Annotated in this window: 6 protein-coding genes; 3 read left to right on the top strand and 3 right to left on the bottom strand. The window is 45.3% G+C overall.

The features are described from left to right. Positions 1-156: 156 nt before the first annotated feature. Positions 157-1,788, top strand: coding sequence for an AraC family transcriptional regulator (locus ACE04G_RS11955; RefSeq protein ID WP_449004265.1), 1,632 nt, complete (start codon positions 157-159; stop codon positions 1,786-1,788). 127 nt (positions 1,789-1,915) lie between these two features. Here the strand turns inward: ACE04G_RS11955 and ACE04G_RS11950 are convergent, their stop codons facing one another. Continuing rightward, a complete protein-coding gene (locus ACE04G_RS11950; RefSeq protein WP_221819156.1) occupies positions 1,916-2,491 on the bottom strand; it encodes a GbsR/MarR family transcriptional regulator in 576 nt (191 codons plus the stop codon). A 501-nt stretch (positions 2,492-2,992) separates the two neighbouring features. Between ACE04G_RS11950 and ACE04G_RS11945 the strand changes: the two genes are divergently transcribed. Both ACE04G_RS11945 and ACE04G_RS11940 read left to right on the top strand, forming a co-directional pair. Further along, entirely contained in the window at positions 2,993-4,222 is a 1,230-nt protein-coding gene (locus ACE04G_RS11945; RefSeq protein WP_105597692.1) for a quaternary amine ABC transporter ATP-binding protein, read from the top strand. Then, complete coding sequence (locus tag ACE04G_RS11940; protein ID WP_221819155.1) at positions 4,188-6,776, top strand: glycine betaine ABC transporter substrate-binding protein; 2,589 nt, start codon at positions 4,188-4,190, stop codon at positions 6,774-6,776. The genes ACE04G_RS11945 and ACE04G_RS11940 overlap by 35 nt, the downstream gene beginning before the upstream one ends. A gap of 253 nt (positions 6,777-7,029) precedes the next feature. On the opposite strand, the gene ACE04G_RS11935 is transcribed toward ACE04G_RS11940, so the two are convergent. Both ACE04G_RS11935 and ACE04G_RS11930 read right to left on the bottom strand, forming a co-directional pair. Continuing rightward, positions 7,030-7,242, bottom strand: a complete 213-nt coding sequence (locus ACE04G_RS11935; RefSeq protein WP_076216916.1) for an immunity 17 family protein — start codon at positions 7,240-7,242, stop codon at positions 7,030-7,032. Between the two features lie 296 nt (positions 7,243-7,538). Beyond that, entirely contained in the window at positions 7,539-12,695 is a 5,157-nt protein-coding gene (locus ACE04G_RS11930) for a 5'-nucleotidase C-terminal domain-containing protein (protein WP_449004266.1), read from the bottom strand. Positions 12,696-13,070: the final 375 nt, after the last annotated feature.

Raw genomic sequence — 13,070 nt, 5'->3', positions numbered from 1 at the left:
TACAACGGACATGTCCGTAACAAAAAGGATTACCTTGCAGCCATCATGGCTCCTGGTAGTCCTTTTTTGGTTGTCGAAAACTATTTTTCAAAAACATCTTCCATATGAGAATGATAATTGTTATCATTAAGAAAATAAGACAAAAGGATGGTCCGTATGACTGAACAGTTTCCCTTCATTGCTGAAACCTCATCTCTACCGCTCCTCTCCTCCATGTGCCGTGTGCGTCGTGGGGAGAATTTCCGTGTGCAAGGCAAGACGGTGTCACGGCCCATGCTCTGTCTTATTTTGCAAGGAGACGGTGTTCTGGTCCTGAATGATACAGTCTATACGGCGCAAGCCGGTAGCTTATTCGTACTGAAGCCAGGAACAGCCATTGAGGCCGCTGCACGCTCGAATATGACCGAATGTATATTACTAAGCATGGATACGGTTTGTTTGCAGCAAGTGCGCGGTGAATGGAAAATGACCTCTTCACCCGCCTTCCCGCTGGATTGGCAGACAGGCAGGTTGCTGGTTCGTCATGAGCAGCAGGCTGTATTACGTTTGGAACAACTGTATGAAACCTATCGCGGTCTGCAACCGGATCACTTTATCAGCATACATAGCCAGCTGCATGAACTGTTGCAATTTCTCTCAGAGAACCGGCTGGAAGCCAATCATGAGAAAGTGGACCCTGCCTTGGAACGCAGTATTATGTATATGCGACGTTACATGAGTGAAGGAATCAGCATGGATCAGCTTGCCAAGATTGCTGGACTCGCCCCCAGCTCTTATTCACGCAGTTTCAAGAAGGCCAAAGGCATGTCACCGACCGATTACCTGAATCGTTTACGTATAAACGAAGCAAAAAAACAGCTGACAGAGGAATCCTGTGTCCTCAAAGACGTCGCGGTATCTGTCGGGTATGGCAATGAATATTATTTTAGCCGCAAATTCAAACAAACCTTGGGGATTGCTCCCAGCGTATATATGAAAAGAGATCAACTTCGCGTAGCTACGGCATCCATTATGGGATTCCATGAGAACTTGGCCTCGCTTGGACTGCGCCCGGTAGCTGTGCTGGAAGATCAAAGTGTGTTTGACCGAGAATCGGATGAATATGAACAAGAACGCCGATTAACCAGACAATTAGACCAACTTCGGCAGGCGAAGCCAGACTTGATCATCGGTGACTTTTACCACAAGCCTTATTACGATCGCCTGAAAAGTATTGCACCTACAATCATCTTGGAGTCCACTGATGACTGGAAAGAGAACCATATTCGCATCGCCGAACTGGTCGGACGTGAGAAACAAGCGTTACTGAATTTCAAAGAACTTGCGTTTCGCAAGCTTGAAGCAAGCCTGAACCTGCAACCCTATTTCGGACAAAACAGGTTGGCTCTGATGGAGGTTACGAATCAGTTCATTCGCTTACAAGGGACTGGCGAGCATCCATTAAATCACTTGTTGTATGCTGAATTGGGACTTCAGCCCGCTGAGCTTGTATCTCCCGAAAGCTCCAGAAATGAGTATGTTGCGGATAGTATCCCGGTGCTGGACACAGATTACCTGTTGATCCATCGTGCTTCGCTTCAGCCTGCCAATGAAAAGCTGTTCCGACGCATGAAACAAACGGCTTCATGGAATCGATCCCCTGCTGTATTGTATGGTAACGTTCACGATATTTCGAACTGGCAACGGTTATGCTGGACCCCGGCTGGCCGGTTGCAGATTCTGAACGAACTGAAACAGATTGCTCAGCAATCTGTAGTCTTTCCTCAGGCAGGTCTGATCGGACATTAGATGTGAACATAGGTTGATACGATGGGCAAGATTATCTTTTACATCGTGTTCCTTCATTATAAATCAGTAAGATATTGCACAGACCAAAGGGCCCTCTCCTATAACGGAAAGGGCCCTTTGCATGTAATTATGAATGTTCCTTAATCTCTTCCTTCGGAACCAACTTGTATATCTCTTCATCTTCCATGGTATCAATTAACCGATCCAACCATTTGTAATATGCTTCCGCTTGCAAAACTTTGTGTTTGTCTTCCATCAGGATGTGGATAAGTTCAGCATCCGCCTCTTCATCCAGATCTTCGACTAATCGATTCAGTTCATCAATTGATTTGCGTAGAACCTGAAGGTTACTCTCCACGGCTTTTCTCCACTTAATTGCAAAATAATCCGTAAACGTCTGATGCCAGTCATATTCGACTTCATATAGGTCTTTTCTGGAGCCCTTGCTCCACACTTTATTTACCATTTTCAAATCCAGCAGTGTTCGTACACCTGTACTCATACTCGTTTTGCTCATTTCCATTTCCCGTCCCATATCGTCAAGGGTCATTGGTTTGTCTGCAAAAAATAGCAATCCATATAAGTGTCCCGTTGACAGCGTAACGCCGTAAAGATCCATATTACGTCCAATAGCTTCAATGACGCGTTTACGAATCTTCAGCACGGTTGCCTGCTGTTCCTCTTGTAAATGGTCCAAGCCCATGCTTGCAACCTCCATTCTGAACATTCCACAGTCTTTGGCGAAATCATTGCAACACTTTAAAAGTCCTGCTTACATGGGAAAGCTCTCGGCCGGACATCATATATGCCAGAGGGCTTTCATTCACCCAATGTATGAAAATGGGAACTTTACCAGGCTACAATTGCCTATGACTATCTTTTAACCAAAAAATTCAGCTTCAATTCAGCTCATTTTCTATTGTAGGAAAAGCAATGTCAAATGTAAAGCTGCCTTATTAGCCAGAATAAGGAGAATGACGGAGTATTTGGACGAAAAACTTTGTACAGTTTTTACTGTACAAACATTATGTACTGTTTATTCGGTTGATATACTGGTTAAGTATTGTTAGTATTAAACTCGTTACCCAGAAAGACGGGAAGCGAAGCAACAACTACCGGATTTCGTGGCTGGGCGCATAAGTGTATGGGCTTATGGATGCTGAAAGCCGTTCGAAGTGCACAACACATCAGAAGGGGTGAAAACATGACCATACTTGAAGTGAAAAACGTAAGTAAATTGTTTGGACCCCAAACCGAGCAAGGTCTGCAATTACTGGAGCAAGGTTGGGGTAAAGAAAAGTTGGCCAAAGAAAAACAGATAACGGTTGGTGTCAACCGGGTCAACATGGACATTAAGGAAGGCGAGATTTTCGTTATTATGGGACTGTCCGGGAGTGGTAAATCCACACTGGTTCGGATGTTCAATCGTCTGATTGAACCAACATCCGGAGAAATTCTGGTCCATGGTAAGGATCTACGCAAGATGAACAAAGAACAATTGCGCGAAGTGCGCCGGAAAACGATTAGCATGGTCTTCCAGAAGTTTGCGTTATTCCCGCACCGTACCGTTCTTGATAATGTGGAGTATGGATTGGAAATACAAAAAGTAGATAAGGAAGTACGCCGGGAGAAGGCAAAAACCTCACTTGAGCTGGTTGGCCTTAAGGGCTGGGAAGACAAAATGCCAGATGAACTCAGTGGCGGGATGCAGCAACGTGTCGGCTTGGCGCGTGCACTTGCCAATGACCCGGAAGTACTACTGATGGATGAAGCTTTCAGTGCACTTGATCCATTGATTCGTCGTGATATGCAGGATGAGTTGATCGAGCTTCAGGATAAAATGAAAAAGACGATTATTTTCATTACCCATGACTTGGACGAAGCGCTGCGCATCGGCGATCGTATTGCCCTCATGAAAGACGGCGCAGTTGTGCAGATCGGTACACCGGAAGAAATCATGATTCAACCGGCCAACTCATATGTGGCCCGCTTCGTCGAAGACGTGGATCTGTCCAAGGTCCTTACAGCATCTCACGTAATGCGTCGCCCTGAAACAATCACGCTTGACCGCGGACCTCGTGTTGCCCTCGAATTAATGCGCGAAAGTGGCGTTTCCAACCTGTTTGTCATTGACCGTTCGAAGAAGCTGCTTGGTGTCATTACAGCAGAAGACGCTTCTCGTGCGATGCGTGAAAACAAAGTATTAAAAGACATTCTGATCACGGACGGGCCTACTGTGTCGCCTGAGACCCTGATTCATGAATTGTTCGAAATTGTAAGTTCAGCCCATGTGCCTCTCGCTGTTGTTGGTGAGAATGGCCGTCTGCAAGGTGTTATCGTCCGCGGTGCCCTGCTGGGTGCACTTAGCGGTGAAGTTGCAGTAAAGGAGGAACTTGTGAATGATTCCCAAAATACCACTAGCGTCGTGGATTGAATCCATAGTTGACTGGATGAGCTCCTCGCTCTCCGGATTGTTTAATGTAATTTCCACCGTTATTCAAGCGGTTGTCGGATATTTCTCCGGGCTGTTCTTGCTGCCCCATCCACTCCTGTTCATTGCCATATTGGGTGTTCTTGCGTTCCTCGTAGGACGACTCCCACTGACACTATTTACGGTTATCGGGTTCTTGCTCGTAGATAACTTGGGATACTGGTCCCAATCGATGGACACACTCGGTCTGGTTATCACTTCAGGATTGGTTTCGATCCTGCTTGGTGTACCTGTCGGAATCTGGCTCGCATACAGTAAAACTGCGGCGCGGATCATTACACCGCTGCTTGACTTCATGCAGACGATGCCTGCATTTGTCTACTTGCTGCCTGCGGTTACATTCTTTAGTCTAGGTGTCGTTCCAGGTGTTATCGCGTCTGTTATATTTGCGATTCCGCCAACGATTCGTCTGACTCACCTGGGTATCAGACAGGTATCTGGCGAATTGGTTGAAGCAGCTGATGCATTCGGCTCAACTTCCATGCAAAAGTTGTTCAAAGTACAACTTCCACTCGCTTTGCCTACCGTGATGTCCGGTATTAATCAGACCATCATGCTGTCACTGTCCATGGTTGTTATTGCATCCATGATTGGTGCACAAGGTATTGGTGCGGAAGTCTATCGTGCCGTAACACAACTGCAAATCGGTAAAGGTTTTGAAGCCGGTCTGGCCGTTGTTGTACTCGCGATTGTTCTGGACCGTTTTACACAAAATGTTTTTATGCCAGGTCGCAAAAAGAACTCAAGCATTACATCAAAGCAAAAAGCATGGATCACTGCTGCGGCAACATTCCTTGTGCTTGTAGCTGGTTTCTCACAATACTTCGTTGGTGGCACAACTTCCGCTGGTGGCAACAATTCAGCAGCCAATGCTGTAGGTCAAGAAGTGAACTATCAGATTATTGGTATCGATCCAGGGGCTGGTATCATGAAGTCCGCTGCAAAAGCGATCGAAGACTATAAATTGACTGACTGGACTCTGATTGAAGGCTCTGGTGCAGCCATGACGGCCACGCTGGACAAAGCGATCAAAAATGAAGATCCAATCATTATTACAGGTTGGACTCCACACTGGATGTTCAACAAATATGATCTAAAATATCTGGAAGACCCTGAGAAATCTTTCGGTGATGCTGAAGAAATTCATACCATCGCCCGTAAAGGTCTGAAAGAAGATCACCCTGTTGCGTTTGAATTCCTGTCCCGTTTCCAATGGACCTCGGATGAAATGGGTGAAATGATGACTGCTATCCAGGGTGGCACATCCGCAGAAGAAGCAGCTAAAGCTTATGCTGAGAAACATGCCGATCAGATTGCTGAGTGGACCAAAGGTCTGACTCCAGTGAACGGTGATGCATTCAAACTAAGCTATGTGGCTTGGGATTCCGAAATCGCAAGTACGAACTTGCTGAAATATGTGATGGAAAACGAATTGGGTTATAAAGTTAACGCTCTGCAAGTCGAAGCCGGACCAATGTGGACGGGTGTTGCCTCAGGCGACGTAGATGCCTCTCCAGCAGCTTGGCTGCCATTGACACACGCTGACTACTGGGAACGTTACAAAGACCAGGTAGACGATCTGGGGGCCAATATGACAGGTGTACGTACAGGACTCGTGGTTCCTAGTTACATGACTGAAGTCAATTCGATTGCAGATCTGGAGACAGGTGCCGCTTCTTCCACTCCATCGGCAAGTGCTAATGTGGGCGAAGAGGTTAATCACCAGATTGTTGGTATTGATCCAGGTGCAGGTCTGATGAAGGCCACTGCAAACGCCATTAAGCATTATGATTTGTCTAACTGGAATCTGATTGAAGGCTCTGGAGCCGCGATGACTGCATCGCTGGACAAAGCTTATAAAAATGAAGAACCAATCATCGTTACGGGTTGGACTCCACACTGGATGTTCAATCAGTATGATCTGAAGTATCTGGACGACCCCGACTTGATTTTCGGCGATGCAGAGGAAGTTCACACGGTTGGACGTAAGGGAATCAAAGAAGATCATCCCGTTGCCTATGAGTTCTTCTCTCGTTTTAATTGGACTGCGGATCAAATGAGTGAAATCATGGTAGACATTCAAAAGGGCGTTTCGCCTGAAGAAGCTGCCAAGACTTATGCAGAAAAACATCCGGACCAAATTGAAGAGTGGACCAAAGGGTTAACCCCTGTTAAAGGTGACAATTTGCGTCTCGGTTATGTTGCATGGGACTCTGAAATTGCGAGTACCAACCTGATGAAGTATGTGCTGGAGACAGATCTCGGTTACACCGTCAAAGCACTACAAGTTGAAGCTGGACCCATGTGGGCAGGCTTGGCAGCAGGTGATATCGATGCTTCTCCAGCCGTATGGCTCCCGCTTACACATGGAGACTACTGGAAAACATATGGAGACAAGATCGAAGATATCGCTGTCAGTATGACTGGAGTCAAGCAGGGTCTGGTTGTTCCAACGTATATGGATATCAACTCTGTAGAAGACTTAAAAGATAATTAAACCAGATTGAGATGGATAAACCTGAATTTGGTAAAAAGACCACCGAAATTTTTCGGTGGTCTTTTTGTTTTGACTATGATTTTTTCAGGCATGCTATTTGATTTGATATTCTATCCTGGCCATACTGCATACTGCTAATTTACGCTTTCACACGCTTTTTCCATTTGACTCTTCTCACATATCCTCTTACTTCGCCTTCGCTCATGAACATCGTATGTAGATGATACTTGGTGAGTTCGTTTATTTCCAATATCTATCCGATCAGTAACAGTAGTACACCAATGACAATCATGACAACACCGAGAATACCATATACCACTCTTGCGCCCTGTCTTCCAATAGTCTTCACAAAAATCCCTGCTCTGAAACTCTTCATAAACCAATCCCAATTGTTGATACCACCGAGCAAACTAAAAATTCCTGCCGCTATGGCAAATAGCGCGATTAAAACGGGTTGTTCTTGCATGTCGTCAACACTCCTTCAATATAATCCTGTCTACTATACCTTCGCTTGGTGAAAATTAACAGGCATTAATTGGGCGTATCTCAAAACTCGCTGAAGTGCATCTTTCACCGCCTTTTCGCCCCCTGCTGCGTCACTTTCACTTGACGTGCCCCGGCACGCCTGCAGAAAACTTCCTTGCTTTGAACGAAAATTCGGCAAAATCTACTTCCTTCGGAGTTTTCAGACACGCCCTAGTAAAAAAAACAGCTTGCAGATGGAATTCTGCAAGCTGTTCTAAACCGTTGGTATCTTGCGTTTTATTGCTTTTGTAACTCGCTTGCCGCCAATAACAAGGTTACCACTTCAGCACGTGTTGCTTCAGCGAGGGGATTAAACCTATTTTTGCCGGTTCCCTTTACCAGTCCTGCATCATATGCAGCAGCGATATATGGAACAGCCCATGCAGGTACTTTATCTGCATCCGCAAAACTCAGTGTCGGATTCGACTGTACCGGGAGGCCGAGTGCTCTGACGAGCATAACTGTCATCTCTACCCGCGATACTTTGCCCGATGAACGGAACGTATCATCCGTATACCCACTAATGATCCCTTGATCCACTGCCTGTGCAATAAAGGATTGTGGCCATGCAGGTATTCCAGCAGCATCCTTAAAGGTCAATGCTTTGTTGCTGGCTGGAAGTTCAAATGCTCTTCCCAACATAACAATGAATTCGGCACGTGTGGCTGGTGCATTCGGACGGAAATTACCATCCTGATATCCGTTCACAATTCCCCGGGAAATGGCCTGTCCAATGGCAGCAGCTGCCCAGTGATTTCCGATGTCCTTCAGGTCTACGACCGGAGTAGTTGGATTAGGATTTCCTCCATTACCCGGAACGGTTGGCGTAGTTGGGTTTGTAGGATTGGTTGGTGTAGTCGGTGTGGTTGGAGTTACAGTCGGAGTAGGTGTTGTAGATCCTCCACCACTGTTACCACTGCCCGGATTACTTCCATTATTCCCGCCACCATTACCAGGATTGCTTCCATTTCCGTCCCCAGGGAGTGGCGTGCCTTTTAGATCGGTACTGCGTCCTTCTGTCTTTTGATCAACTGTACCTACACGGTCCAGATGTTCATGGAAGACTTCATAATCGACCAGATTTAATTCGTAGAATCGATTATCATCTTTTGCCGTTCTCATAGCACGATAGAAGTCTCCACCGTTAGCCATGAATGAATTGGTAGCGACGATATAGTATCCGTTCGGATCAATATCCGTGTATGTTCCATCTGCATTCTTAATCTGAACTTTGACCACACGTTGACCCACTTGGGTCACGGTATTGGTCGTTGCATCAATTTTCTCGCCTGGTTTCGTGGAATCGTAGTAGAAACGCATACCCGCTACTTGCGGAAAACGTCCTTCTCCCGTTTCCACACCACTAACACCATTTTCCAGTGCGGCTGTAATTTCCTTGCCTGTCATTTTCAACGCAGACAGGTTATTACCGAATGGCATCACAGTCAGGAGATTGCCCAGCGTAATATCACCTGTCTGGAATGAAGCGCGAATGCCACCGCCGTTCTGGATCGCCACGTATCCTTTGACGTCGTTTTCCTGCACAATGGATTTCACTTTCTCCAGCATACCGTCTGTCATCAGGTTTCCTAAATTGGTTTCCTGTTTCCGCACAGCGCCACGTTCTCCATCCAGGAAGACATTTGTTTTACCTATAACCGTTTTCTTGAATTGTTCCAGCTGAGGCGCATATTCCTGCAACTTGTTTGCAGCTTCCACATCATCAGCATAGATGAATTGGTTGGCAGCATCTTTCGCATCCAGACTTAGCAATTTGCCGTTCCACTTCTTCAAAATACCTGCTTCATCAAACGTAACATCCAATTGACCAAGAGAGACATCATACTCCCCAGTTTGCACAACCAATGTCGGCTCATCCTGGCTGCCTACAACAATCGGTTCCTTCAGAATGGTGTGTGAATGACCACCTACCACAATATCGATCCCTTCTACAGCTTCAGCCAATTTCAGATCCTCTGAGTAGCCAAGGTGAGTCAAAGCAATGATTTTATTGATACCTTCATTTTGCAGCATCTGTACAGTTGCTTGTGCACTTGCCTTGTAATCCGCAAACTTCAAGTCATCTCCTGGTGAAGAAAGAGATACCGTGTCCGGTGTCGTCAGTCCGAAAATACCGACTCGCTCACCCTTCACTTCCGTAATAATCGCCGGATAGATTTCGGCTTTATCAGCCGGGTTACCGATGCTATTGTTGTACAAACCGCTCAAACTCGCATCCTTTGAATAATCAATATTAGCACTCACAAACGGGAACTCTGCTTTCTCAATAAATGCTTTCAGTACGCTTGGACCTTTATCAAACTCATGGTTACCAAAAGTCATGGCATCATATCCAATCATGTTCATGAACTCCAGATCAGCCAGACCGTTAAACAGATTGAAGTACAATGTGCCTGAGAAAACGTCCCCTGCATCCAGCACCAAAGTGTTATCATTGCGAGCTTCCTTAATTGCCGTTACTCGGCGCGGGATGTTATCCAGATGCGCATGCGTATCATTCGTGTGAAGAACGCGCAGGTTGAAGTCCCCTTCTTCCACTGGATCTCCAATACTTAATTGTGCGAGTAGTGGATCATGGTCGCTCACCCGTCCATCCGCTGTCTCAAAATCGGCATTCACATGTACCACTTCGATGGTTGCTGTCTCAGTTAGATTTTTACTCACCAGAATGTGATCCAGTGTCTGAGAGTTTCCATCATAGATGTAGGAATACCGTTGATTCTCTGGTAGTTCGTTTACCAGATTGTCCAGTTCATTACCTTCAACAATGTTCAAGGTATTTGAGAATTGGAAGTCATTGAAATCACCGAGTACAGCGACATTTACCTCAGGGTCTTTGTTCAGTAACTCTTTCACAAACCCATTTACCAATGCAGCTTGCTTCGCACGTTGAACTTCACTGCTTCGAGTTGCAGGCTGTATACTTCCAAAAGGTTTCAGGTCCCCACCTTTGGAATTGAAGTGATTGGCAATCACCACTACACGTTCACCATTGAATTCGAATTCCGCTGCGAGCGGTTTGCGAGAGCTGGCGAATGCCTCGTCCTCCGGTGCAATACGACCCGGATTATTGGAGAGACTGCCGTCAGCTTTGACTGTGATCGCTGTCGTAGCATTTCCTTTTCCGATACCATTAGCCAACGATATACGGTTCGGCTGATAAAGGAACCCTACACGAATATTGGCACCAGGTGCCCCGCCATCCTTGTTATTTTCCGGAGAAATCTCACTATATCGATATGTTGGTCCGTTGTTCGTTTTGATTGCATCAATTAGCGTCTGAAAACTCTCATTGGACGCTGTTGTGCCCGTGTCAGCATCGCCATCGTTATCCTGAACTTCCATGATGCCAATGATGTCTGGCGTGTTCAGATTATCCACGATGATTTTACCGATTTTATTGGCTCGTGTTGCATCTTTTTTGCTGAAGTTCTCCACATTAAACGTAGCAATGGTCAGTTTATCTGCCGCTTGTTCAATGGAAGTAGTCGCTTGTTTCGTTTCTCCCGGGATAACTGCTGGTAAATCCCCTTCAGGACTCACCTTGAAATTGCCGCTAGAGTATGTCATTACTCCGATTACATTCCCATCCAACTTATCGCCTGTTTTTACTGCTTTGGAAGGTTTCTTGCCGATAAATAGACGCTGCGGATTGAGATCACTCTCATTCATATCTTTCTTGTTATCGGTCAGAATAACACCACCGTTAGGTGTGCGAAGTGAATTATTCTCACCATTATCCACAACAACGGCCAGACCCGGTTGACTGGAGTAAGGACCTATAATTTCAGGCTTTTCCAGTTCAACACGCATGCCTTCCAGACTTTCATAGAAATCTATAGCATCCGTCTCGGGATTAAATTCTACAAAAGAGTCCGAGTCAATGACTGTTGGAATGATTCGTCCATTGACACCCAACTTCACAGGTACAGGTAGATCGACTTTTTCTAACACTCTTACAATGGTACTCGCCGTAATTTGCGTGGTGGTTAATTCGTTAACCGCCCCATATTCCGTAACTTTGCCGGATACCTTCACCTGGTTGCCGACGATAACTCCATGACTCGGTTTATAAACCTGAATGGCTTCGGATTTCCGATGATCACCGTCCATCTCATCCGGAAGCTCTTGCATGTAAAAACTGCTTGTACTGACGGAGGTAACTATACCTTCGATATCCTTAACATCGTATCCGTTAAAAACAGAGGTATGTCCTGCGCCCTGAATATCATGGATACGCACGTTTTCTTTATCAGGAAGTACTTGATAAGTAAAGGTGTACACTGCACTGGATTGTCCATTAAGAATGGCAACGGCTTTGATTACGATGTCTTGATCAATCACTATTGGACTACTATACACGGTGGAAGAAGAAGTAGGCTCTGTATTGTCCGTTGTGTAATGTACAATTGCATCCTTGGCTGGAGAGGTTAATGTGACTTCATTGTTTCGGGGAATCCCGCCAGATGGAACACTTGCCATCACAGACAGGCTATTTTCTACAACATCTGCGGCTGTTCTAGGCAAAAGCTCTAATCCGTAATTACTGTTGAAGGTCAGAACACCTTGCACATATTCGTAGGTTTTGCCGACAGTTAGCGCGGTAGGAGAGTTTTTGGCGTAAATCGTCATCTCAGCACCATGGCTATCCGTAGCGTAAAACGTCGAACTACTGCCCCGTGTTACCTGAATATCTCTTACTTCGACAAACATTCCCTCATACTTTTCGCCAGGACCTTTGTTACTTTGGTCTGCTGGTCTGACAAAGTCTGTGGACACCATATTTTTGGGTCCGGGGAGTGTTACATTTTGCTCAGTGACCTTCATGTATCCTTCGGTAAAACCTGACTTATCCTTCTCAATCTGGACGAGTCCGCTGTAGTGAGTAATTGGACCATACACTTCAATGCGATCCCCCACGTCAACTTGATTTTTCGCTCGGACTACAATGCCAGCCTCTTCGTCTTGGATATAATAATTCGTGAATTCTCCGGAGAGTTCACTGTACGTTACGACACCTGAAACGGTTACATTTGTATTTGGCGCAAGTACTCGTGCATCAGCAATGGATATGATTAAAGTCCCTTCTGCTTCCTGCACTTCTGCATTATCCGTCTCAGCTGGTTCCTCACTTTTAGTTTCATCCATATCATCATCTTCGTTATTCGGTGACTCTAGGTCTGACGATTCTTCAGTTGGGACAGCATCCGGTATGGATGTCTCCTGATCACTTGTGTGCTGCTCTTCCGCTACTACACTTTCCTCATCAGCATATGCGGTGCTACTTAATCCACCTATTGGTGCCGCACCTGTAACGACAAGAACGAAAACCAGAAACCCTTGTGCCCAACGTTTCACTTGCTTGTTGTTCATTCGTCCTACCCCCATGTTTTCAACTTGGCAATCATTTGTTCATCCAGCATGTACATTAGTTCAAATATAAGATAACTGAATAACAGACTCGTGTAAACAATAATTCTTATCTATGAAAGAAAAAAGAACACTTATATCACATCCCCTAAGCAAATCTCTATAATAATGAATAAATAGTACTAACTTTTAACTAAAAACACGTTATTAAGCCTATTAAAGTTATATAAGTGTTAGATATACGATTATTTAACGTCAATTAAATTAACATTCACAATGAATATATATACGAATTCGACATTTAGTGACAGTACTCATTTCTTTAAACCCACTAAAAACTGAGTCTTGAGACATGCATTTTCACATGATAAAACGATA

It is taken from the genome of Paenibacillus sp. AGC31 (assembly GCF_057334655.1).
Note: the sequence above shows the minus strand (reverse complement) of the source record. Positions and strands in the feature narration are given on the sequence as shown.

Coding starts and splice junctions, on each gene's coding strand:
- ACE04G_RS11935 (WP_076216916.1), bottom strand. CDS start 7,242: ATGCAAGAACAACCCGTTTTAATCGCGCTATTTGCCATAGCGGCAGGA.
- ACE04G_RS11955 (WP_449004265.1), top strand. CDS start 157: ATGACTGAACAGTTTCCCTTCATTGCTGAAACCTCATCTCTACCGCTC.
- ACE04G_RS11940 (WP_221819155.1), top strand. CDS start 4,188: ATGATTCCCAAAATACCACTAGCGTCGTGGATTGAATCCATAGTTGAC.
- ACE04G_RS11930 (WP_449004266.1), bottom strand. CDS start 12,695: ATGAACAACAAGCAAGTGAAACGTTGGGCACAAGGGTTTCTGGTTTTC.
- ACE04G_RS11950 (WP_221819156.1), bottom strand. CDS start 2,491: ATGGGCTTGGACCATTTACAAGAGGAACAGCAGGCAACCGTGCTGAAG.
- ACE04G_RS11945 (WP_105597692.1), top strand. CDS start 2,993: ATGACCATACTTGAAGTGAAAAACGTAAGTAAATTGTTTGGACCCCAA.